Annotated in this window: 21 protein-coding genes; 17 read left to right on the top strand and 4 right to left on the bottom strand. The window is 68.4% G+C overall.

What is annotated here, in order from left to right:
• Positions 1 to 42 precede the first annotated feature (42 nt).
• From E4M01_RS10805 to phoB, 6 genes are all read left to right on the top strand, one after another.
• Positions 43 to 1,437 carry a cell wall metabolism sensor histidine kinase WalK gene (locus tag E4M01_RS10805; protein ID WP_135064875.1) on the top strand — a complete coding sequence of 465 codons (1,395 nt, stop codon included), beginning with the start codon at positions 43 to 45 and terminating at the stop codon, positions 1,435 to 1,437.
• A gap of 117 nt (positions 1,438 to 1,554) precedes the next feature.
• The gene (gene pstC, locus E4M01_RS10800; protein WP_135064878.1) at positions 1,555 to 2,985 is read left to right on the top strand and encodes a phosphate ABC transporter permease subunit PstC; all 1,431 of its coding nucleotides are present in this window, start codon (positions 1,555 to 1,557) and stop codon (positions 2,983 to 2,985) included.
• Positions 2,978 to 4,273 (top strand): phosphate ABC transporter permease PstA, encoded by a 1,296-nt coding sequence (pstA, locus tag E4M01_RS10795; protein ID WP_135064881.1) that lies wholly within the window; start codon positions 2,978 to 2,980, stop codon positions 4,271 to 4,273. The genes pstC and pstA overlap by 8 nt, the downstream gene beginning before the upstream one ends.
• A gap of 163 nt (positions 4,274 to 4,436) precedes the next feature.
• Positions 4,437 to 5,237: a phosphate ABC transporter ATP-binding protein PstB gene (gene pstB / locus E4M01_RS10790; protein WP_135065186.1), complete on the top strand. Its 801-nt coding sequence runs from the start codon at positions 4,437 to 4,439 to the stop codon at positions 5,235 to 5,237.
• A 10-nt stretch (positions 5,238 to 5,247) separates the two neighbouring features.
• Positions 5,248 to 5,982, top strand: a complete 735-nt coding sequence (phoU, locus tag E4M01_RS10785; protein WP_135064884.1) for a phosphate signaling complex protein PhoU — start codon at positions 5,248 to 5,250, stop codon at positions 5,980 to 5,982.
• Between the two features lie 29 nt (positions 5,983 to 6,011).
• The gene (phoB, locus tag E4M01_RS10780) at positions 6,012 to 6,701 is read left to right on the top strand and encodes a phosphate regulon transcriptional regulator PhoB (RefSeq protein ID WP_135064887.1); all 690 of its coding nucleotides are present in this window, start codon (positions 6,012 to 6,014) and stop codon (positions 6,699 to 6,701) included.
• Here the strand turns inward: phoB and E4M01_RS10775 are convergent.
• Entirely contained in the window at positions 6,677 to 7,657 is a 981-nt protein-coding gene (locus E4M01_RS10775) for a hypothetical protein (protein WP_135064890.1), read from the bottom strand. The two genes, phoB and E4M01_RS10775, sit on opposite strands and share 25 nt — an antisense overlap.
• Positions 7,658 to 7,797: 140 nt before the next feature.
• Between E4M01_RS10775 and E4M01_RS10770 the strand changes: the two genes are divergently transcribed.
• The 7 genes from E4M01_RS10770 to E4M01_RS10740 all read left to right on the top strand — a co-directional run bounded on the left by E4M01_RS10770 (position 7,798) and on the right by E4M01_RS10740 (position 12,219).
• Entirely contained in the window at positions 7,798 to 8,067 is a 270-nt protein-coding gene (locus E4M01_RS10770; RefSeq protein WP_135064893.1) for an aa3-type cytochrome c oxidase subunit IV, read from the top strand.
• An 85-nt stretch (positions 8,068 to 8,152) separates the two neighbouring features.
• Complete coding sequence (locus tag E4M01_RS10765; RefSeq protein WP_135064896.1) at positions 8,153 to 9,286, top strand: Re/Si-specific NAD(P)(+) transhydrogenase subunit alpha; 1,134 nt, start codon at positions 8,153 to 8,155, stop codon at positions 9,284 to 9,286.
• Between the two features lie 88 nt (positions 9,287 to 9,374).
• The gene (locus E4M01_RS10760; protein WP_135064899.1) at positions 9,375 to 9,707 is read left to right on the top strand and encodes an NAD(P) transhydrogenase subunit alpha; all 333 of its coding nucleotides are present in this window, start codon (positions 9,375 to 9,377) and stop codon (positions 9,705 to 9,707) included.
• A complete protein-coding gene (locus tag E4M01_RS10755) occupies positions 9,704 to 9,988 on the top strand; it encodes a hypothetical protein (RefSeq protein WP_209316029.1) in 285 nt (94 codons plus the stop codon). Before E4M01_RS10760 ends, E4M01_RS10755 begins: the two co-directional genes overlap by 4 nt.
• Before the next feature lie 9 nt (positions 9,989 to 9,997).
• Positions 9,998 to 10,363 carry a hypothetical protein gene (locus E4M01_RS10750; RefSeq protein ID WP_245158300.1) on the top strand — a complete coding sequence of 122 codons (366 nt, stop codon included), beginning with the start codon at positions 9,998 to 10,000 and terminating at the stop codon, positions 10,361 to 10,363.
• Positions 10,364 to 10,387: 24 nt separating this feature from the next.
• Complete coding sequence (locus E4M01_RS10745; protein ID WP_135064902.1) at positions 10,388 to 11,806, top strand: NAD(P)(+) transhydrogenase (Re/Si-specific) subunit beta; 1,419 nt, start codon at positions 10,388 to 10,390, stop codon at positions 11,804 to 11,806.
• A gap of 2 nt (positions 11,807 to 11,808) precedes the next feature.
• Positions 11,809 to 12,219 carry a DUF1801 domain-containing protein gene (locus E4M01_RS10740; RefSeq protein ID WP_135064905.1) on the top strand — a complete coding sequence of 137 codons (411 nt, stop codon included), beginning with the start codon at positions 11,809 to 11,811 and terminating at the stop codon, positions 12,217 to 12,219.
• Between the two features lie 39 nt (positions 12,220 to 12,258).
• Here the strand turns inward: E4M01_RS10740 and E4M01_RS10735 are convergent, their stop codons facing one another.
• Together E4M01_RS10735 and E4M01_RS10730 are read right to left on the bottom strand one after the other, a co-directional pair.
• Complete coding sequence (locus tag E4M01_RS10735; RefSeq protein ID WP_135064908.1) at positions 12,259 to 12,909, bottom strand: 3-oxoacid CoA-transferase subunit B; 651 nt, start codon at positions 12,907 to 12,909, stop codon at positions 12,259 to 12,261.
• 2 nt (positions 12,910 to 12,911) lie between these two features.
• Positions 12,912 to 13,637, bottom strand: coding sequence for a CoA transferase subunit A (locus E4M01_RS10730; RefSeq protein ID WP_135064911.1), 726 nt, complete (start codon positions 13,635 to 13,637; stop codon positions 12,912 to 12,914).
• Between the two features lie 169 nt (positions 13,638 to 13,806).
• Here E4M01_RS10730 and E4M01_RS10725 point away from each other — a divergent pair, with 169 nt between their 5' ends.
• Positions 13,807 to 16,272, top strand: coding sequence for a S9 family peptidase (locus E4M01_RS10725; protein ID WP_245158295.1), 2,466 nt, complete (start codon positions 13,807 to 13,809; stop codon positions 16,270 to 16,272).
• A gap of 6 nt (positions 16,273 to 16,278) precedes the next feature.
• On the opposite strand, the gene E4M01_RS10720 is transcribed toward E4M01_RS10725, so the two are convergent.
• Positions 16,279 to 16,869 carry a TetR/AcrR family transcriptional regulator gene (locus tag E4M01_RS10720; RefSeq protein WP_135064917.1) on the bottom strand — a complete coding sequence of 197 codons (591 nt, stop codon included), beginning with the start codon at positions 16,867 to 16,869 and terminating at the stop codon, positions 16,279 to 16,281.
• A 150-nt stretch (positions 16,870 to 17,019) separates the two neighbouring features.
• Here E4M01_RS10720 and E4M01_RS10715 point away from each other — a divergent pair, with 150 nt between their 5' ends.
• From E4M01_RS10715 to E4M01_RS10705, 3 genes are read left to right on the top strand one after another with little or no spacing between them, the layout of a single operon-like run.
• Positions 17,020 to 18,252 carry an efflux RND transporter periplasmic adaptor subunit gene (locus tag E4M01_RS10715; RefSeq protein WP_135064920.1) on the top strand — a complete coding sequence of 411 codons (1,233 nt, stop codon included), beginning with the start codon at positions 17,020 to 17,022 and terminating at the stop codon, positions 18,250 to 18,252.
• A 4-nt stretch (positions 18,253 to 18,256) separates the two neighbouring features.
• Entirely contained in the window at positions 18,257 to 21,520 is a 3,264-nt protein-coding gene (locus E4M01_RS10710) for an efflux RND transporter permease subunit (protein ID WP_135064923.1), read from the top strand.
• Positions 21,520 to 22,938: an efflux transporter outer membrane subunit gene (locus E4M01_RS10705; RefSeq protein WP_245158296.1), complete on the top strand. Its 1,419-nt coding sequence runs from the start codon at positions 21,520 to 21,522 to the stop codon at positions 22,936 to 22,938. Before E4M01_RS10710 ends, E4M01_RS10705 begins: the two co-directional genes overlap by 1 nt.
• Positions 22,939 to 22,985: the final 47 nt, after the last annotated feature.

Below are 22,985 nucleotides of genomic sequence, written 5' to 3'. Positions count from 1 at the left end.
GAGGTCGGTTCGAACCCGCCTTGCCGTCACGCGGACCGCCTGATGCCATTTGACGTCACCTCATCGCCGGTCACGCCTAAGGATTCATCCCGCCTATGGACCGCTGGCGCGACGGCGGGCGTCGCGGTCGGCGTCATGGTGTTCGCCGCGGCGGCACAGCCGGCGGCGGCTGTCTGGCTTTTGCCAGGCGCGGTTCTGGTCGCGCTGTCCGCCTGGCTGCTGAACCGATCCGGCACCATCCAGGCCGTCGCTGAGGAGCCCGACCGCGCGGTCGCGGTCGTCGGTGCGCCCGCAGGGCTGCTCGAGAGCGTGTTCGAAGCCGTGGACGAGCCCATGCTGATCGTTTCTGGGGACGAGGCGGACGATCTGGCCGGGCGTCGCATCGTGCTGGCCAATCGAGCTGCGCGCAGCCTGTTCAGAATCCCAGCCTCTGGCGCACTGCTGGTGTCGGCGCTCCGAGACCCGGGCATGCTCGAAGCCATCGACGAGGCGCTGTTCGGCGAAATCTCCCAGAAGGTCGACTATGCACCCGGCGGCGCCAAGGACCGGCGCTGGCGCGCCTCGACCGGCCCGCTCGGCGCGGCCGACGACATCCGCTTGGCGCTGCTGGTGCTGCGCGATGAAACCGATGCGCGGCGCATGGAGTTGATGCGCGTCGATTTCCTGGCCAACGCCAGCCATGAACTTCGCACGCCGCTCGCCTCGTTGTCCGGCTTCATCGAGACCCTCAAGGGGCACGCCAAGGATGATGCGGTCGCGCGCGACCGCTTCCTGGACATCATGGCCGTGCAGGCGGAGCGCATGGGCCGGCTGGTGGCCGATCTGTTGTCGCTGAGCCGCATTGAGTTGAACGAGCACATTCCGCCGTCGGGTCGGGTTCGCCTGGAGCGTGCTGCGGGCGACGTGGTCGATGCCGTCAGCGTGCTGCTTCGCGAGCGCGATGTCAGCATCCGACTTCATCGCGATCCCGCGGACCCTGACATCGTCGGCGAGCGCGACGAGATCGTGCAGGTCATTCAGAACCTCGTCGACAACGCCGTGAAATATTCGCCAAGCGGGGGCGAGGTGGAGATCACTCTGCGTTCGGGCTTGGACGGCGACGCTGCCGCCGCCGCCAACTGGGCCGGCGCGGCGCGGCTGTCGCTTGTGGCTCCGGATCACGAGCCTTTTCAGCGCTACGCCGCCGTGACCGTGCGCGACTTCGGACCGGGTATGGCGCGCGAACATCTGCCGCGGCTCACCGAGCGGTTCTATCGCGTCGAGGGACAGAAGAGCGGAGAGCGTTCAGGCACCGGCCTGGGGCTGGCCATCGTCAAGCACATCGTCAATCGTCACGGCGGAGGCTTGATGGTGGAAAGCGTCAAGGGGGAGGGGGCGGCTTTCACCGCCTGGTTCCCGATGTCGCGCCCTCCGGCAGTGTCAGAACCTACGCTGTAACTGAACTGTCACGAACCCGTCGTAATCAGATGATGCATCGCGGGCAGTTTCCGCCCGCCGGCCTTGGACCGGTTGTCCGGCGCGGCTGCGCCACAGATTCGGTGTCCTGCTTCTCACATGCTGTGGCTTGTACTCGCCCTGCTGGTCGTGTTGTGTGCTGGCGCTTTTGCGGCCGGGCGAGCCCTGGCGGCGCGCCGCGCTGAGGGCGGCAAAGCCCACTCGCGCCCGAACCAGCATGCCGCATACGCCCTGATCTGGTCCGCAGCGCCTGCTATCGTCATGCTGGTTCTGGGCGCGGTCGCCGCTGGGCCCGTCACGCAGAAGCTGATGCTGGAAGGGGCGCCCGAGGCGGTTCAGACGTTGGAGCCCTTCCGCCGCCAAGCCTTCCTGGGCGACGCTCACAGGGTGGGGCAGGGCCTGGAAGCCCAGCAGCTTTGGGAGCAGCCCTACGCCGAACTGCTGCCGGCGGAGGGACGCCGTGCGCACCGCATCGAATCGACCCTGACCTGGGGCGGCGCGGCGGCCGTCATCCTCGCCGCCCTGCTGGGTGCCCTGTTCGCGCTCAGCCAGATCAAGGCGTCCATGCGTGCCCGCAATCGGGTTGAGGGCTGGATTGGCGGCCTGCTGTTCGCCTGTTCCGTCGTCGCCATTCTGACCACCCTAGGCATCATCGGCGCCCTGGCCTGGGATTCCTTGCGCTTCTTCCAGTCGGTCCCGCCCACCGACTTCCTGTTCGGCACGCAATGGAGCCCGCAGACCGCGATCCGAGCGGATCAAGTCGGGTCCTCGGGCGCCTTCGGAGCCGTGCCGCTGTTCGCCGGCACCCTGTTGATTATGCTGATCGCCATGACGGTGGCCGCGCCGATCGGCCTGTTCTCGGCCATCTATCTGTCGGAGTACGCCGGGCCGGTGACGCGCGCGGTGGTCAAGCCGGTGCTCGAGGTGCTCGCTGGGGTGCCGACCGTGGTCTACGGCTTCTTCGCCGCCCTGACGGTGGGGCCGGCCTTCCGAGCCTTCTTCAACGGCATCGGCGCTCAGCTGGCCGGAGGTCCGCTGGATGGGCTGGGGCAGTATCTGATGCTGGTCCAGAACCAGATGGCGCTGGTGGCCGGGGCGGTCATGGGCATCATGCTGATCCCCTTCGTCAGCTCCCTGTCCGATGACATCCTTAACGCCGTGCCGCAGAGCCTGCGCGACGGCTCATACGCCATGGGCGCTACTCAGTCGGAGACGGTCAAGCGCGTGCTGCTGCCCGCTGCGCTCCCCGGCATTTCCGGCGCCCTGCTGCTGGCCGTGTCGCGGGCCATCGGCGAGACGATGATCGTGACCATGGCCGCCGGCCTGGCCGCCCGCCTGACCTTCAATCCGCTGGACACGGTGACCACGGTCACGGTGCAGATCGTCACGCTGCTGACCGGCGACCAGGAGTTCAACAGTCCCAAGACGCTGGCCGCCTTCGGCCTGGGCCTGACGCTGTTCGTCGCCACCCTGGGGCTGAACCTGATCGCCCAGCGCATCGTGCAAAGGTACCGCGAACAGTATGACTGACGCCTCCGTCCCCACGCCCGCCGCTCAGGCGGAACGGCTGGGCCGGCTGGAAGCCGGTCTGAAGCGCCGCCACGCCCGCGAGGGCCGCTTCAAGCTGTATGGCCGTCTGGCGATCGCCTTCGCCATCGCCTTCCTGGTGATCCTGCTGGGCCGCATCGGACTGCAGGGCTATTCGGCCTTCACCGCCCACAGCGTCACCGTGCCCGTCTACATGGACACGACCCGCATCGACCGGGCCTATCCCGCGGGGACCAACTTCGAACTGCTGGTCGCCGAGCAGCAGCTGGCGCGCTGGGGCGTAGCCGATCCGGACGGGTCGAACGCGGCGGCGCTGCGTTCGCTCTATTCCTCGGAGCTGAAGTTCGCGGCGGCCGAGCGCGTGTCGCGCAGCCCGGAGCTGCTGGGCCGTTCAACGCCGATCTCGGCGCCGCTGTCGGACGACGCGGACCTGTATTTCAAGGGCGAGATCAAGCGGTCGACGCCCGAGGCCCAACGCCGTCTCAGCGACCAGCAAATGGACTGGCTGGATCGTATGAAGGAAGAGGGCGTGGTTCAGCGCCACTTCGCCACGGCCTTGTTCACCAACGGCGATTCGACCGAGCCCGAGCTGGCCGGCGTGCTGGGCGCGGTGATCGGCTCGGCGCTGATGCTGCTGGTGACGGCCCTGATCGCCATTCCGCTGGGCGTCGGAGCGGCGATCTGGCTCGAGGAGTTTTCGCCGCGCAACCGGATCACAGCCTTCATCGAGGTCAACATCAACAACCTCGCCGCCGTGCCGTCGATCGTCTACGGCCTGCTGGGCCTGGCGGTGTTCATCAACTTCATGCACCTGCCGCGCGCCAGCCCGTTGGTCGGGGGCCTGGTGCTGGCGCTGATGGCCCTGCCGACGTTGATCATCGCCACCCGTTCGTCGCTTAAGGCGGTGCCGCCGTCGATCCGCGAGGCGGCCCTGGCCATGGGCGCCAGTCGCACCCAGACCGTGTTTCAGCACGTCCTGCCTCTGGCAATGCCAGGCGTCATGACGGGCTCGATCATCTCCATGGCCCACGCCCTGGGCGAGACCGCGCCGCTGCTGCTGATCGGCATGGTCAGCTTCACCCCCGGCCTGCCGACCTCGATCGTCGAGCCAGCCGGCGCCCTGCCGTCGCTGGTCTACATCTGGGAGAACGCCTCGGAGCGGGCGTTCCACGAACGGACCGCGGCGGCCATCATCGTGCTGCTGGCCTTCATGGTGGTGATGAACGCGGCGGCCATACTTCTCAGGCGGCGCTTCGAGCGTCGGTGGTAAGAGCATGAACTTCAAGACCTTCAAGTCCGCGCAAGGCTCCGGCGGCGGGGCCGATCCGACCCAGGTTCCCCGCATGGGCGGCCAGGTGCTGCCCGCCGCCCAGCCCGAGGCCGACCGCCCCGACGAAACGCCCGCGGCTGCGCCCACGGCTGCCGAACGCGCCATGCCCACGCCCGAGGTCAGGGCACACGCCGGCCCGCCGCCCGGACCGGTCAAGATCGAGGCGCGCGGCGTGTCGGTCTTCTACGGAGACAAACAGGCCCTGTTCGACGTCGACCTGGACATGCCCGACAAGGCGGTGACGGCGCTTATCGGCCCGTCCGGCTGCGGCAAGTCCACCTTCCTGCGGACCATGAACCGCATGAACGACACCATCGCCGGGGCCAAGGTGACGGGCCGGATCACCATGGATGGCGAGGACGTCAACGCCCGCTCGGTCGACCCGGTGCTGCTGCGCGCGCGGGTGGGCATGGTGTTCCAGAAGCCCAACCCGTTCCCGAAATCGATCTATGAGAACGTCGCCTACGGACCCAAGATCCACGGCCTGACCTCGACCAAGAGCGAACTGGACGACGTGGTGCAGGCGGCGCTGAAGCGCGCCGGCCTGTGGGACGAAGTCGCCGACCGACTGCAGGCCCCTGCCACGGCTCTGTCGGGCGGGCAGCAGCAGCGTCTGGTCATCGCCCGCGCCATCGCGGTCGAGCCGGAAGTGATCCTGATGGACGAGCCCTGCTCGGCGCTGGACCCGATCGCCACTGCGCGGATCGAGGAGCTGATCGACGAGCTGCGCGAGAACTACTGCATCGTCATCGTCACCCACTCCATGGCCCAGGCCGCGCGGGTCAGCCAGCGCACCGCCTTCTTCCACATGGGCCGCCTGATCGAGATGGGCGACACCGAGGACATCTTCACCAACCCGCGCGAGCGCCGCACGCTCGACTACATCACCGGCCGCTTCGGCTAGGATCGCCCCCATGACCCAACACACCGTCAAGGCTTACGGCGACGAACTGAACCAACTGACCGCCGAGGTCGTGCGCCTGGGCGGCCTGGCCGAGGCTCAGGTCGCCGACGCCGTCGAATCCGTTGCGCGCCGCGATGTGGCCCTGGCCCGCGCGGTCATCGAGCGCGACCACAAGCTGGACGCCCTGCACCGCGACATCGAGCGCAAGGCCATCCGCCTGATCGCCCTGCGCCAGCCCGTGGCCTCGGACCTGCGCCGCACGCTGGGCTCGATGAAGCTGGCCGTGGACCTGGAGCGCACAGGCGACCTGGCCTCCAACATCGCCAAGCGCAGCCTAGTCCTGGCCGACGGCGAGCCGATCCAGCCGCTAACCCGCTCGATCGAGCGCATGGGCCGGCTGGTGTCCAACCGCCTGCGTGAAGTTCTGGACGCCTACACGGCCTCGGAAGTGCAGCGCGCCCTGTCGGTCTGGGCCTCGGACGACGAGGTCGACGAGCATTACAACGCCCTGTTCCGCGAGCTGCTGACCTACATGATGGCGGACCCGCGCACGATCACGGCCTGCACGCATCTGCTGTTCATGGCCAAGAACCTGGAGCGGATCGGCGACCACGCCACCAACATCGCCGAAAGCGTCCACTACGAAGTGGTCGGCGAAGAGATCCAGGGCGACCGCCCGCGCTTCACCCCGACACCCGGCGTGGATTCGCCCACGCCGACCGTGCCTCAAATCCCTCAAGACTGACTTTGGCCTGACCCGACCGGAGCCGACCTGTGCAGCCCTATATTCTGGTGATGGAAGACGAGGACGCGCTGTCGACGCTCCTCCAGTACAATCTCGAGAAGGAAGGCTACGACGTCGCCGTCGCCGCCGACGGAGAGGAGGGGCTGGTCCAGATCGACGAGCGCCTGCCCGATCTGGTTCTGCTGGACTGGATGCTGCCCAAGGTGTCGGGCATTGAGATCTGCCGCCGCATCCGCGGCCGCGCCGAGACGCGCAACCTGCCGATCATCATGCTGACCGCGCGGGGCGAGGAGACCGACCGCGTGCGCGGCTTGGACACCGGCGCCGACGACTACATGACCAAGCCTTTCGCCATGACGGAGCTGACCGCGCGCATCCGCGCCGTCCTGCGCCGCATCCGTCCGGGCCTGGCCGACGACCGCATCACCCATGGCGACATCCTGATCGACCGCGTCTCGCACCGCGTGCGCCGCGCGGGCCAGGAGGTGCACCTGGGCCCGACCGAATTCCGCCTGCTGGACCACTTCATGCAGCATCCCGGCCGGGTGTTCAGCCGCGAGCAGCTGCTGGACGCGGTCTGGGGTTCGGATGTCTATGTCGAGGCGCGCACGGTGGACGTCCACGTCGGCCGCCTTCGCAAGGCGCTGAACGTCGGCGGCGGCCCCAACCCGATCCGCACCGTGCGTTCGGCCGGCTATTCGCTGGACCTGGAGGGCTGAAGGGCGCGGGCGATAAGCTCGTCAGCGGTCATGCCGTCAGGACCGAAGGCGTGTCGCGGCCATTCCCGCCATAGGCGATCCAGGGTCAGCATCAGCGCCAGCCCCTGATCCTGCGTCCACCAGCGTCGCGAACCGCGAACGAATTCGGTAGCCTCGTCCGCAGTCAGACCGCCTCCCTCTGGATCGACCAGCCACATCCAGGCGGCCCAGTTTCCTGCGCCTTCGAAGGTGAGGAAGACGTCGTCGGCTTCCCGCATCCGCGGCTCGTCGCCCATGAAGCGCGTCCTGCGCTCGACCATGGCGGCGCGTGCTTCGGCCAGGATCGCTCTGGCTTCCGATGCGGAACCGGCTTGCGCGGCGGCGTATAGGAGATCGCGCTCGAGCTCATAGCGCGTGACATAGGCCGGGTCGTCGCTCCAGCGCTTCTGGACAATGTCGTCATCGACTTCACCGGACAGCCCTGAATGCACCAGTTCGGTTATCCTGCCGGCCAAACCATCCTGCTGGGTGTGTGAGAACTCGTGCATGAAGACCAACATGGCCAGATGCTCCGGATCTCGGCGTTCGGCCGTGTCGCCGCGCCAGATGGAGGGCAGAGCCATGACGAAAAACATCCCTCCGTCGTCCAACGGCGCGGCGAAGGACAGCTTCACCGCAGGCAGCCGGTCGCCCGTCGGGAGTTCGAAATCTCCCTGATGCGGCTCGCTTCGAGAAGCGTACGATCGCCCTCCGGAATCAAACTCTCCGTCGGGGTCAGGCGTCAGGCGATGCACGCAGCGCTCGTCGAACAAGACGAGCATGGGCGTTGACGGCGTCTGCGGATGAATGCGCTCCGATTCGAGGCGGCTCCAGGCCGCAAGGGCCTGGACAGTCCAGGCTTGCGCTTCGCCGTCGAACCGACAGGCCGGCGCCGGCTCCAGCATGATCGAAAGGGCTGCGGCGAACGAGAGGATCATTGCACCTAGATCGGCTCCAGGCCGGGTCGGCTCAAGTGAACTCTCCTTCATGAAGGCGCTTGCCGAAGCGACGGAGAGCTTGAGCCGGACGGCGAGCCCGCTATAAGGGCCGCAACCGCCTGACTGACCGGAAGACGACCATGGCCGATCCGCACAACCCCGCCACCGCCGAAGCCGATGCTGACGCCGAGGCCTATCTGCGCGGTTCGATGGAGATCAACGAGCAGGTCTCGACCTTCCACCTGTTCAACTTCCTGACCAAGTGGGGCTCGCTGTTCGTGGTGTGCCTGGTCTTGTTCGTGGCCGTGCTGATGAGCACGGGCGGCTTCGGCGCCGCGCTGGGCTCGGCCGTCGTGATCGGCTTGATCGGCTTTTTCGTTCTGAAGTCGCGCAAGCCCAAGGCGCACTGATCGCCCGCTGACGGCCTGGGCGCTTTGACGCCCGCTTCCCATTCAGCCTAACGTTCCGCCATCCGTTCTGGATGGAGGGATTCGCTTGGCCGTCGCCATCGCCGTGACCCGTGAACGCCGCGACGGCGAGACCCGCTGCGCGGTCACGCCCGAGACGGTGAAGAAGCTGATCGCGCTGGGCGCGACCGTCGCGGTCGAGGCCGGGACGGGCCAGGGCTCATCCATTCCCGACGCCGACTACGCCGAGGCGGGCGCCCGCGTCCTGCCGGACACCCACGCCGTGCTGGACGGCGCCGACATCCTGCTGAAGGTGCGCGGCCCCACGGCCCAGGAAATCACCGCGCTGAAGGCCGGCGCCGTGGTCGTCGCCCTGCTGGACGCACATCGCGAGGCCGACACCGTCGAGGCCCTGCGCGGCGCCGGCGCGACCGCCTTCGCCATGGAGTTCGTGCCGCGCATCACCCGCGCACAGGTGATGGACGCCCTGTCGTCCCAGGCGAACCTGGCAGGCTATCGTGCGGTGATCGAGGCGGCTTACGCCTACGGCAAGGGCTTTCCCATGATGATGACGGCGGCCGGCACGGTGGCCGCCGCCAAATGTTTCGTGATGGGCGTGGGCGTGGCCGGGCTTCAGGCCATCGCCACCGCGCGGCGACTGGGGGCGGTCGTCACCGCAACCGACGTGCGGCCCGCCACCAAGGAACAGGTCGAAAGCCTGGGCGCCAAGTTCCTGGCCGCCGAGGACGAGGAGTTCAAGAACGCCCAGACCGCCGGCGGCTACGCCAAGCCGATGAGCGCCGAGTATCAGGCGAAGCAGGCGGTCCTGACGGGCGAGCACATCAAAAAGCAGGACATCGTCATCACCACCGCCCTGATCCCCGGTCGCGCGGCGCCGGTGCTGGTGACGGCGGCGCAGGTGGCGACCATGAAGCCCGGCTCGGTCATCGTCGATCTGGCGGTCGAGGCGGGCGGCAACGTCGAGGGCTCCAGGCCCGGCGAGGTGGTGACCACGGCGAATGGCGTGAAGATCGTCGGCTGGACCAATTTGCCGGGCCGCATCGCCGCCGACGCCTCTGCGCTCTACGCCCGCAACCTGGTCGCCTTCGTCGGCCTGATTCTCAAGGATGGCGCGCTGGCGCTGGATCTGGACGAGGAAATCCTGAAGGCGGCGGCGGTGACTCACGGCGGGCAGGTCGTGCACGAGAGGATGAGGGGATGACCATTTCTCAGTCCGTCGAAGACGACCTACATAGTGTGATCGGCCCGATCAGAGCCGAAGCCTGCAACCGCCTGGGGGGAGCCGTCTGATGGAACACGTCGATCCCACCGTCTTCCGCCTGGCCATCTTCGTGCTGGCGATCTTCGTCGGCTACTATGTGGTCTGGAGCGTGACGCCGGCGCTGCACACGCCGCTGATGGCGGTCACCAACGCCATCTCCAGCGTCATCATCGTCGGCGGCCTGATCGCGGCGGCGGCCGTGTCGGGGCAGGCCGAGGGGGCCAACGCCTGGATCGCCAAGGGCGCGGGCGTGGCGGCCGTGACCCTGGCCAGCGTCAACATCTTCGGCGGCTTCATGGTGACGAGGCGCATGCTGGCCATGTACCGCAAGAAGGAGCGCCCGGCGCGCGAGGCCTCTTGATCGGCGACCCGGTCAACTTCGCCGTGCAGGCCTCGTGGGCCGCTACGGGCGTAGGCGTGGCGCTGTGGTTGTGGGGGTGGCTCAAGGCCCCGACGCCGATCGACAAGCTGCGCTTCTACGATACGGGCGTCGTGCTGATCTTTTCGGCCATCCTGGTGCGCGTCATCACTCAGGAGCGGGACATGAGCTGGTTCGACTGGGCCATGGTTGTGTTCGGGCCCATTTTCATCGGCGCGGCGCTGTGGCGCCTGGGCCGGACCTCTAACCTGGACAAGACCTGAGTGCATTCCATGCTTAAGCCGACCCTCGCCGTGCTATTCACCGTCGCCGCCGTGGCTCCCGCCAGCGCGCAAGGCTTGGGAGGCGGCGTCCGCCCCGACAGCGGCCTGCACTGGCATGTCGCCGCGCCCCAGGGCGCCAGCTGGGCGCTGGACTGCCGCTTTCGGCCGGTCACCATCGAGGGCCGCATGCTGAACCGCTATCAGCAGACCGGCACGGGCCCGCGCCCCGGCCGTTTGCCCAGCGACAATGGCCGCTGCACGCTGAAGAAGACCGGCGGCGAGGGGCCGGTCGGCATCGCCCTGGTCAAGAACGGCCAGCCTACCGCCGACGGCACGCGCGACGCCACACGCGACGCTTTCGTCGACGTGTTCTGACCTGAGCCTCAGGGAGGGGAGCCCATGAACGCATCCATCGCGGCCCTGGCCTATCTGGCGGCAGGGGTGCTGTTCATCCTCAGCCTCAGAGGCCTGTCGAGCCCGGAGACCAGCCGGCGCGGCAACACCTACGGCATGGTCGGCATGGCGCTGGCGGTCGGGGTGACGCTGCTGACCCTGTGGGGCTCGGGCGCGCTGGACCTGCTGACCGCGGCGCTGATCCTGGGCGGTGTGGTCGTCGGCGGCGGCGCGGGCGCGCTGATCGCCGGCCGGGTGCAGATGACCCAGATGCCCCAGCTGGTCGCCGCCTTCCACTCGCTGGTCGGCCTGGCCGCCTGCCTGGTGGCGGTGGGCGCCGTCTATGCGCCCGACGCCTTCGGCATCATGACGGCCGAAGGAGGCATCAAGACCCTGTCGATCATCGAGCTGAGCCTGGGCGTCGCCATCGGGGCGGTGACCTTCACCGGCTCGGTCATCGCCTTCGCGAAGCTGAACGGCAACATGAGCGGCGCGCCGATCCTGCTGCCGGCGCGCCACCTGATCAACATTGGCTTGGCCTTGGCGCTGGTGCTGTTGATCGGAGTGATGATCGGTTCGGGCGGAACCGCGACCTGGGCCTTCTGGGGCGTGTTCCTGATCGCCCTGATCCTGGGCGCGACCCTGATCATCCCCATCGGCGGGGCGGACATGCCCGTCGTGGTGTCGATGCTGAACTCCTACTCCGGCTGGGCGGCGGCGGCGCTGGGCTTCACCCTGGAGAACATCGCCCTGATCATCACCGGCGCCCTGGTCGGCTCGTCGGGCGCGATCCTGAGCTACATCATGTGCAAGGGCATGAATCGCAGTTTCATCAGCGTCATCCTCGGCGGCTTCGGCGGCGGGGATGCGGCGGCGGGCGGCGGCGGCGCGGTCGAGACGCGCCCGGTCAAACAGGGCTCGGCCGAGGACGCCGCCTTCATCATGAAGAATGCGTCGAAAGTCATCATCGTGCCCGGTTACGGCATGGCGGTGGCCCAGGCCCAGCATGCTCTCCGTGAGATGGCCGACAAGCTGAAGGCGGAGGGCGTCGAGGTGAAATACGCCATCCACCCCGTCGCCGGCCGCATGCCGGGCCACATGAACGTCCTGCTGGCCGAGGCCAATGTGCCCTATGACGAGGTGTTCGAGCTGGAGGACATCAACTCCGAGTTCGCCTCCGCCGACGTGGCCTTCGTCATCGGCGCCAACGACGTGACCAACCCCTCGGCCAAGACCGACCCGCAGTCACCAATCTACGGCATGCCCGTTCTGGACGTGGAGAAGGCCGGCACCGTCCTATTCATCAAGCGCGGCATGGGCTCGGGCTACGCCGGGGTCGAAAACGAGTTGTTCTTCCGCGCCAACACCATGATGCTGTTCGCCGACGCCAAGAAGATGGTCGAGGGGATCGTGAGGGGGCTTTAGCGATGGCTGGCGAACCCAAGACCAGACCCACAGACGCCTCGGTCGATGACTTCATCGCGGCCGTGGAGAACCCCAGACGTCGTGCTGACGCCGAGACGATGAACGCCCTGCTCACCGAGGTTTCGGGCGAGGCCCCGGTCATGTGGGGACCGGCGATCGTCGGCTACGGCAGCTATCGCAGCTCGACGGGCGACTGGCCCCGGATCGGTTTCTCGCCGCGCAAGGCCAACCTGTCGCTCTATGTCCTGATGCCGGGATCGGAGGAGGCCAAGCCGTTGCTGGCGCGCCTGGGCAAGCACAAGACCAGCGTGGCCTGTCTCTACGTCAACAAGCTGGACGACATCGACCTGGACGTACTGCGGGAACTGGCTGAACAGACCTGGCGGGCCATGGCTCGCAAGCATCCGCAGTAGACGGCCTCGTCGGGCCTTCAGACCCGCCGATCGTCGTTGTCAGCCCAGGCCCGGCTTCACCGTGTACGTCGCCTCGGTCTTGGCGGCGACCTCGTCCAGGGTCACGCCGTCGGCCAGCTCGATGAGCTCCAGGCCCGCGCCATCCGGCTTGACGTCGAAGACGCACAGGTCGGTGATGATGCGGCTGACCACGCCCGTGCCTGTCAGGGGAAGAGTGCAGGCCTTCAGCACCTTGGACTGGCCGTGTTTGTTGGCGTGATCCATGACCACCACGACGCGCTTGACCCCGGCGACCAGGTCCATGGCGCCGCCCATGCCCTTCACCAGCTTGCCGGGGATCATCCAGTTGGCGATGTCGCCGTTCTCGGCCACTTCCATCGCGCCCAGGATCGACAGGTTGATGTGGCCGCCTCGGATCATGGCGAAGCTGTCGGCCGAGCTGAAATAGGCGCTCTCGGGAATGGCGGTGATCGTCTGCTTGCCAGCGTTGATCAGGTCGGCGTCCTCTTCGCCCTCGTAGGGGAAGGGGCCCATCCCCAGCATGCCGTTCTCGCTTTGCAGCGTCACGGTCATACCCTCGGGGATGTAGTTGGCCACCAGCGTCGGAATGCCGATGCCCAGGTTCACGTAGAAGCCGTCCTGGAGTTCCTTGGCGGCGCGTTCGGCGAGCTGTTCACGGGTGCGGGGCATGATCAGACCTCCGATCCGGCGGCGGCGCCGGCGGCACGTTGACGGACAGTGCGCTGTTCGATGCGCTTCTCGGAGACGGTCTGGACGATGCGGTCCACATAGATCCCCGGCGTGTGGATGTGGTCGGGGTCCAGCGAGCCGGTCGGCACGATCTCCTCGACCTCGACGACGCAGGCCTTGCCCGCCGTCGCCATCATCGGGTTGAAGTTGCGGGCCGTCTTGCGGAACACCAGATTGCCGCGCTCGTCGGCCTTCCAGGCCTTGATGATCGACAGGTCGGCGATCAGGCCGGTCTCCATGACGTAGTCGCGGCCGTCGAAGTTGCGCACTTCCTTGCCCTCGGCGACCAGGGTGCCGACGCCGGTGGCGGTGAAGAAGGCCGGGATGCCCGCGCCGCCCGCGCGGATGCGCTCGGCCAGGGTGCCCTGCGGATTGAACTCCAGCTCCAGCTCGCCGGCGAGGTACTGGCGCTCGAACTCCTTGTTCTCGCCGACGTAGGACGAGATCATCTTGGCGATCTGGCGCGTGCCGAGCAGCTGGCCTAGGCCGAAGCCGTCGACCCCGGCGTTGTTGGAGATGACGGTCAGGCCCTTGACACCGCTGTCGCGCAGGCCCGCGATCAGCCCCTCGGGAATGCCGCACAGGCCGAAGCCGCCGGACATCACGGTCATGCCGTCGAACGTCAGGCCCTCCAGGGCGGATCGGACATCCGGAAATATCTTGCGCATCGGCGCTCCCTTTTCACCGTCTGATGAATATAGCGGCGTTGATCGTGGGTAACGCGGCGTGAGGTTCGGGGCAAGGGAGACGGCGCATCATCGCGCCTTGACCCTGCGTTACAGCGTAACCTAGACCGGATCGTCCGCGTTCAGTGACGGGCCGATGGGGGAGACGACGATGCGCAACCGTTTGATGGGGCAGGTCGTCCTGCCGATGTTCGTTCTGCTGGCCGCGACGCCCGCGCTGGCTCAGGCTCCTGCGGCCAATGACGCCGCCCCCGTCTATCAGCAGCCGCCCGCGCCGATCGTCGACATACTGGACGCGCGCCCGTCGCCGACGCCCAGCCTAAGCCCGGACCGGACGACGCTGGCGCTCTATGACCGCGCCAATCTGCCGCCGATCGCCGAACTGGCCGAGCCGATGCTGCGCCTGGGCGGCTATCGCATCAATCCGCGCAACAACGGCCCGGCCAACAGCCGCACGGCCTGGCTGACCGGCCTCAGCTTCCAGACGGTCGAAGGGGGTCAGCCGCGCGCCGTCGCCCTGCCGGCCAACGCTCGCTTCACCGCCGGCGGCTGGTCGCCGGACGGCAAGAGCCTGGCCCTGGTGATGGACACGCCGCAGGGCCTGGAGCTCTGGGTCGCCGACGTGGCCAGCGCCCGCGCACGCAAGCTGACCGGTCCGGTGCTGAACCAGGCGGCGGGGTCGGGCATGGACTGGCTGCCGGACAGCTCGGGCCTGGTCGTGCGCGCCATTCCGGCGGGTCGCGGCGCCGCGCCGGACGTGACCCGTCCGCCGACCGGTCCGCTGATCGATGAGACCGGCGGCCGCGCCGCGCCGGTCCGCACCTATCAGGACCTTCTGACCGATCCCGCTGACGAGGCTCTGTTCGACCACTATTTCACCGGCCAGCTGATGCTGGCGCCACTGAACGGTCAGCCTCGGGCGATCGGCCAGGCGGGCGTCATTCTGGGCTTCTCGGTCGCGCCCGACGGCCGGCACATTCTTCAGACGGTGGCCAAGCGGCCCTACAGCTATGTGGTGCCGGCCGGTCTGTTCCCGGCGGACGTCGTCGTGACCGACCTGAACGGTCGGGTCGTCCACCGCGTGGCGGACCTGCCGCTGCGTGACAACATTCCGACCCCGTTCGACTCCGTCGCGCCGGGGCCGCGCTCGATCAGCTGGCGCGCCGATGCGCCGGCCACCCTGGTCTGGACCGAGGCCCAGGACGGAGGCGACAGCCGCGCCGAGGCGACCGTGCGCGACCGCGTCTTCATGCTGGCTGCGCCCTTCACAGCCCAGCCGACGACCCTGATCGATCTGAACGAGCGCTTCGCCGGCGCCGCCTGGGGGCGCGATGACCTGGCCATGGTCAACAGCCGTTGGTTCAACACGCGTCACGAGACCCGCTACGTCGTCGATCCGTCCAACCCCGGCCAGGGCCGGGTGCTGATCGAGCGCAACTATCAGGATCGCTACAACGACCCCGGCTCTGTGGTGACCCAGCCCAACGGCCGCGGCTTCTCCACCATCCGCTTCACGCCGGACGGGCAGGGGGTTTTGATGAGCGGCGCGGGCGCCACGCGTCAGGGCGAATACCCCTTCCTGGCCAGTCTCGATCTGGCCAGCGGCCAGTCCCAGCGCCTGTGGACCTCGGCCGACGGCGAGTACGAGACCCTGGTGGGCTTCCTGGACGATCAGAACCGTCGCGTCGTGACGCGCCGCGAGACGCGCGACCTGCCGGCCAATCTGCAGATCCGCGACTTGTCGGGCGGCCAGCCCACGGCGCTGACCAACTTCCCCGACCCCGCGCCGCAACTGGCCGGGGCGACGCGCCAGACCATCACCTATCAGCGCGCCGACGGCGTGAACCTGTCGGGCGTGCTGTATCTGCCGGCGGGTTACGACAAGGACCGCGACGGTCCGCTGCCGCTGTTGATGTGGGCCTATCCGTCGGAGTTCACCGACGCGGACGTGGCCGGCCAGGTGGTCGATTCCGGCAACCGCTTCGTGCGGCCGGGCGGCTCCAGCCACCTCTTCCTGCTGACCCAGGGCTACGCCATCCTGGACAACCCGGCCATGCCGATCATCGGCCGCGACGGGGCAGAGCCGAACGACACCTACATCGAACAGCTGCGCGCCAATGCCGAGGCGGCGGTCAACGCCGTGGTCGACATGGGCGTGGCCGAGCGCGGCCGGATCGCCGTGGGGGGCCACAGCTACGGCGCCTTCATGACGGCCAACCTGCTGGCGCACACCGACCTGTTCGCCACGGGGATCGCCCGCTCGGGCGCCTACAACCGCACCCTGACGCCCTTCGGCTTCCAGGCGGAACAGCGCGACTATTGGGAGGCGACCGAGACCTATACCGCCATGTCGCCCTTCACCTACGCCGACCGGATCAATGAGCCGATCCTGCTGATCCACGGCGAGGCGGACGACAACTCCGGCACCTTCCCGGTGCAGAGCGAGCGGTTCTATGCGGCGCTGAAGGGCAAGGGCGCGACGGCGCGCTATGTCGTCCTGCCGCTGGAGGCGCACGGCTATCGGGCGCGCGAGTCGGTCGGGCACACCCTGTGGGAGATGTCTGGCTGGCTGGACCGCTATCTGAAGCCGCAGAGCGGGGCGCCGGCCGCCCCCTGAGCGGCCTCAGCCCTCGAGCAGGCCCTGGAGCGCGACCGCCAGCCGGTCGCGCAACTGCTCGCATTCTTCGGGCGACAGGTTGAAGCCGCCGGTCATCTCGCGGCTGATGCTCAGCCCCATGATCAGGCCGATGGCCAGGCGGGCGCGCACGGCCGCGCCCGGCCCCCCGACCCAGGCGGTGAAGGGGCTGTAGAAGCGATCCGTGGCGGACTGTTTCACCAGTTCGTTGGCGCGGGCTGAACCGACGGACCGCAGCATGATCAGAAGGCCCTGAAGCTTGTTGTGGGCCTCCTGCTCGTCCTTCTTGCCGTAAACGACCTGGTCGGCCACGCGGGCGCCCCAGGTGGCGCGGTCGCCGTCCATAAGGTCGCCGCCCTTGGAGCAGCTGTCGAGCGTTTCGGAGAACAACTCGTCCTTTGAGCCGAAGTAGCGGCTGATCAGCGCCGCATCGACGCCCACGTCGCGGGCCAGGTCGCGCATGCCGACGTCGTCATAGCTTTCGCGGGCGAAGCGCGTGCGCGCAGCGTCCAGGATGGCCGCGCGCGTGGCGGCGGCGTTGCGCGGGCGCGGCGCGATGCAGGCTTGAGGGCCAGGCAATACAGGCGTCTCCGTTAATGTCCCCACGGGTCTTATGGCTATGTCATCGCCTGTTGACAAGAGTGGGGCGGCTCACCTAAGTCATCGCCCGTTGACCCCGGCCGACTCCCCTCGGCGGCGGTTGTGGGATTCCCGAACGGAGAAGCGCGAATGCGCAAGCAGATGATGCTGGCCGTGGCCGTCATGATGACGGGCGCGCTTTATGGCTGTTCGCGTGGCGAAGAGGCCCCCGCGCCCCAGGCCGCGCCGGTCACGGTGGCCAACCCCCTGGCCCGTCAGGTCGTCGACCAGGACGAATTCACCGGCCGGTTCGAGGCGGTGCAGACGGTCGATGTGAAGGCGCGCGTCGGCGGCTATATCCAGTCGGTCCACTTCAAGGACGGCGATTTCGTGCGTCGCGGCCAGCTGCTGTTCACCCTGGACCCGCGCCCGGCCCAGGCCGCTGTCTCCTCGGCGCGAGCCCAGCTGTCGCAAGCCCAGGCCCAGCTGACGCTGGCTCAGGCCAACCTGACCCGCAGCGAAGGCCTGCTGGCGGCCCAAGCCGTGTCGCAGGCCGAGGTCGACGCCAACCGCGGAGCCCTGGAAGGCGCCCAGGCCAATGTCGCCGCCGCCAATGCGGCGCTCCGCACGGCTCAGCTGAACTTGGAGTTCACCCGCGTGACCGCTCCGGCCTCGGGCCGCGTGTCGGACCGCCGCGTGGACGCGGGCAACCTAGTGGCCGGCGGCTCGTCGGCCGCGGACGTGCTGACGACCATCGTGTCGTCCTCGCCGATCTATTTCGTGTTCGAAGGCTCCGAGGCCCTGCTGCTCAAGTATCAGCGCCAGGCGCGCGCCAGCGGGGCCGCGCCGGTGTCCATTCGTCTGCAGGACGAGGCGGCGTTCAACCGTTCCGGCACGCTGGACTTCACCGACAACGCCATCGACGCCAGCTCGGGCACGGTTCGCCTGCGCGCCGTGGTGCCCAACGCCGACGGCTTCCTGAAGCCCGGCATGTTCGGCCAGGCCCGCGTGGCTGGGGCCGCCGCCTATGACGCCCTGCTCGTGCCGGACGCCGCCATCGGCACCGACGCCGCCCGCCGGGTGGTCCAGGTCGTGGCCGCCGACGGCTCGGTCACGGCCAAGGCCGTGCAGCTCGGCCCCTTGGTGGACGGCCTGCGCGTCATCCGGTCGGGCATCACGGCCCAGGATCGCGTGGTCATCAACGGCCTGCAGCGCATTCAGCCGGGCATGAAGGTCCAGGCGCAGAACGGCACGATCACGCCACAAGCGCGTGAAGACCAGACGCCGGTGACCTATGCCCCGCCGGCCGCGACCGGCACGATTTCCGGCACGGTGTCGGCGGCCCCCGCCGCCGCGCCGGCCGCGGCTCCGGCGGCGCGCTGATCCGATGAACATTTCACGCTTCTTCATCGACCGCCCGATCTTCGCGGGCGTGATCGCGGTGTTCATCACCCTGGTGGGGATGTTCGCCTATCCGCTGCTGCCGCTGTCGCAATACCCCGAGATCGCGCCGCCCACGATCACGGTGAACACCGCCTATCCCGGCGCCTCGGCCGAGACCGTGGCCGAAACCGTGGCGGCGCCGATCGAGCAGGAGATCAACGGCGTCGAAGGGATGCTGTATCTGACCTCATCCTCGACCTCGGACGGGGCGGTATCGATCACCGTCACCTTCCAGCCGGGCACGGATCTGGATGCGGCCCAGGTGCTGGTTCAGAACCGCATCGCGCTGGCCGAACCGAGACTGCCAGAGCAGGTCCGTCAGGGCGGCGTGATCGTCAACAAGGCAGAGAGCGGCTTCCTGATGATCGCCGGCGTGACCTCGCCGGACGGCAGTCTGGATAACGACTATGTCGGGAACTACGCCAACTCGACCATCCGCGACCGCCTGCTGCGCGTCGAGGGCGTCGGCAACGTCCAGATCTTCGGCGGCGGCAACTATTCGATGCGGGTCTGGATCGACCCCGCGAAGGCGGCTGCGCGCAATCTGACGGCCACCGACATCGTCACCGCGCTTCGCGCTCAGAACGTGCAGGCCGCGGCCGGCGCCATCGGCCAGCCGCCGTTCGCCACCAACGCCGCCGCCTTCCAGCAGCCGATCCAGGTCCAGGGCCGTCTCGACGATCCCGAACAGTTCGCCAACATCGTCATCCGCACGGACGCCGAAGGCCGCGTCACGCGCGTCCGCGACGTGGCGCGGGTCGAGCTGGGCGCCCAGGACTACGGCATCAAGGGCTATTTCGACGGCCAGCTGGGAGTCGGCGTCGCCGTCATCCAGCAGCCCGGCGCCAATGCGCTGGGCACCGCCAACCGCGTCATCGCCGAGTTGGACGCCATCAAGGCCGAACTGCCGGCGGGCATGGACGTGTCCATCGCCTACAACCCGACCGAGTTCGTCGCCGCTTCGGTGGAATCGGTTCAGCACACCCTGATCGAGGCCGTCTTCTTGGTCGTGATCGTGGTGCTGGTCTTCCTGCAGAACTGGCGCGCGGCAATCATTCCGATCGTGGCCATCCCGATCGCCCTGGTCAGCACCTTCGCCGTCCAGTTGATGCTCGGCTATTCGATCAACTCGCTGTCACTGTTCGCCCTGGTGCTGGCCGTCGGCATCGTGGTCGATGACGCCATCGTCGTGGTCGAGAACGTCGAGCGTCTGATCCGAGAAGGTCTGACCCCCAAGGAGGCCGCCTATCGCTCCATGCAGGAGGTGTCGGGCGCCCTGATCGCGATCGGTCTGGTGCTGGTGGCGGTGTTCGTACCGACCATGTTCGTGCCGGGCATTCCGGGCATCTTCTATCGCCAGTTCGCCGTGACCATCGCGGCGGCGACGGTGGTGTCCCTGTTCGTCTCGCTGACCCTGTCTCCGGCCATGGCGGCCCTGCTGCTAAAGCCGCACAAGGACCACGATCCGCACGCTCGCAAGAAGGGCGCCTGGGGCACGGTGATGTATTACGGCGGCTATGCCGGCCGTAAGTTCAACCAAGGCTTCGACTGGCTGTCGGACCGCTATGGCCGCCTGACCGCGCGGCTTGTGCGCACGGTCACCCTGGTGCTGATCGTCTATGTCGGCCTTCTGGGCCTGACGGCCTGGCGCCTGGTCGACACGCCCCAGGGCTTCATCCCGGATCAGGACCAGGGCGTTCTGATCGGCGTGATCCAGTTGCCGGCCGGCGCGTCGCTCGAGCGCACCGAGGCCGTGATGAACCGCGCGCAGGAGCTGATCGGCCAGACCGAAGGCGTCGAGGGCATGGTCGCCTTCGCCGGTCTGGACGGCTCCAGCTTCTCGTTCGGCTCCAACGCCGCGACCCTGTTCGTGCGCCTCAACGACTATGGCGAGCGCTCCAAGGAGCAGAGCGCCACGGCCCTGGCCGGCGCCATCACCGGGGCTGTGGCAGGCATCGAGGAGGCGTCGATCTTCGTCATCGCGCCGCCAGCGGTCCAGGGTCTGGGCACCGGCAACGGCTTCAACATGATGGTCCAGGACCGTTCCGGCGCAGGCTACCGCGCATTGGAAGGGGCTACCTTCGCCATGATGGGCGCCGCGGCCCAGGCGCCGACCGAGGTGCAACAGGTCTTTTCGACCTACAACACTGGCGCGCCGCGCATCGCGGCTGACGTCGACCGCGACCGCGCCCTGATGATGGGGGTCCAGCCGTCCGAGGTGTTCAACACCCTGGGCACCTATCTGGGCTCGACCTATGTCAACGACTTCAACTTCCTGGGCCGCACCTTCCGGGTGACCGCCCAGGCCGAGCCGGCCTATCGCGACGACCTGGCCGACATCGCCAACCTGAAGGTCCGCTCGACCTCCGGCGCGATGGTGCCGATCGGCTCGGTGGCCAACCTGCGCGAGGACTCCGGTCCGGCCCGCATCGTGCGCTACAACCTGTTCCCGGCGGCCGAGCTGCAGGGTCAAGCGGCGCCGGGCGTGTCGTCGGGCGAGGCGCTGGCCATCATGGAGCAGATGGCCGACCAAACCCTGCCTGAAGGCTTCGGCTACGAATGGACGGGCCTGGCCTTGCAGGAGAAGGCTGCCTCGGGCGGGGCGTCCGTGATCTTCGCCATGGCAGTGCTGCTGGTCTTCCTGGTTCTGGCCGCCCAGTACGAGGCCTTCACCCTGCCGCTGGCGGTCATCCTGATCGTGCCGATGTGCGTGCTGGCGGCTATGATCGGGGTCAATCTGGCGGGACTGGACAACAACATCCTGGTCCAGGTCGGCCTGGTGGTTCTGATCGCGCTGGCGGCCAAGAACGCCATCCTGATCGTCGAGTTCGCCAAACAGGCCGAAGAGAACGAAGGCATGAACCGCTTCGACGCGGCCGTGTCGGCGGCTCGGACGCGCCTGCGGCCGATCCTGATGACGTCGTTCGCCTTCATCTTCGGCGTTCTGCCGTTGATGCTGGCGACCGGGCCGGGCGCGGAGATGCGTCAGTCCCTGGGCACGGCCGTGGTGTCGGGCATGCTGGGGGTGACCTTCTTCGGCCTGATCTTCACGCCGGTCTTCTACGTTATCTGCCGGGGCCTGGCGGCGCGACTGCCCAAGCCCCCCGAGAAGGAGCGCGCCCTGCCGACCACCTATGGCGCGCCCCCGCACGACCCCTACGACCCCGACGAGCCCGCGCCGGCCGCCGGCCGCACCGGAGACGCCTGATGTTCAACAGGTCCCTGTTCCTGACCGCCGCCGCCTCGAGCCTCCTCGTCGCCGGCTGCGCGGTCGGGCCGAAGGCGCCCGATCCGACCCTCCCTCCCTCAGGGTCGGGCGCCTTCATCGGCTCGCAGAACGCGGCCGTGACGCCGGACGCGCCGCGTGACGACTGGTGGCGGCTGTACCAGGACGCCACGCTTGACGGCTTGGTCGCCCAGGCCCTGGCCGAGAACAACGAGTTGGAGGCGGCGGAGGCCAATCTGCGCGCCGTCCGGGCCTCGCTGTCGGAAGCCCGCGCGGGCCGTCTGCCCACGACCGGTCTCAGCGTCTCCGCCCAGCGGGCCCGCACGCCGGGCTCGACCTCGCCCACGGGCCAGCCGGTGGAAGGGGAGGCCTACAGCGCCGGGCTGGATGTTTCATACGAGATCGACCTGTTCGGCCGGGTCGGCTCAGCCATCCGCGCGGCGCGCGCAGACGCCGATGCGGCTGCGGCCGCCCGCGACGTCGTTCGGGTGGCCGTGGCGGCCGAGACGGCGCGCGCCTACGCCGACGCCTGCGCGTTCAACGCTCAGATCGCCGTGGCGGAACGCACGCTCGAGCTCCAGCGCGACACCGCCGACCTGACGCAGCGTCTGCTGGATGCCGGCGCCGGCACTGGGCTGGATGTGTCCCGCGCCCGGTCCGCGGCCGCGTCGACCCTCGCCACCGTTCCGCCGCTGCGCGCTCAGCGCGAAGCCGCGCTGTTCCGCCTGGCGACCCTGACCGGTGTTACGCCCGCTGAGGCCAGCGAGGCGGCCCGCGCCTGCGCCGCCATCCCGCGGCTTGCCCAACCGATCCCCGTCGGAGACGGCGCGGCTATGCTGGCCCGCCGACCGGACGTCAGACGCGCCGAACGCAATCTGGCCGGCGCAGCCGCACGTGTGAACGTGGCGACAGCCGCGCTCTATCCGTCGATCACCCTGGGGGGATCGCTAGGCTCGACCGCGCTGGAGGCTGGCGATCTGGGCGACGACGCGTCGTTCCGCTGGAGCTTCGGCCCGTTGATCAGCTGGTCCTTCCCCAATATGGCCGTGGCCCGGGCGCGCATCGCGGCGGCCGGCGCGACGACCGAAGCGGCTCTTGCGACTTTCGACCAGACCGTCCTGACCGCGCTGCAAGAGATCGAGACCGCTCTGGCGGCATATGCGGCCGAACTGGATCGACGCGCCGCCCTGGCTGAGGCGCGCGATCAGGCTGCAAACGCAGCGCGACTTTCGCGTCTGCGCTTCGACGCGGGCGCTGACAGCTTCCTCGGCGTGCTGGACGCTGAGCGCACCTTGGCTGCTGCAGAGGCGGCCCTCGCCGCATCGGACGGCCAGGTGGCGACCCTGCAAATCACGGTGTTCAAGGCCCTCGCTGGCGGTTGGAGCGAACAAGCCGCCTGAGGCAGCGCGCATAGTCGCATTGCCGGCCCGTCCGGCCTATAGGGCGC

The organism is Brevundimonas sp. MF30-B, assembly GCF_004683885.1.
GTDB lineage: Bacteria > Pseudomonadota > Alphaproteobacteria > Caulobacterales > Caulobacteraceae > Brevundimonas.
The sequence above is the reverse complement of the archived record's forward strand: the minus strand, read 5'-3'. Positions and strand labels throughout refer to the sequence as shown.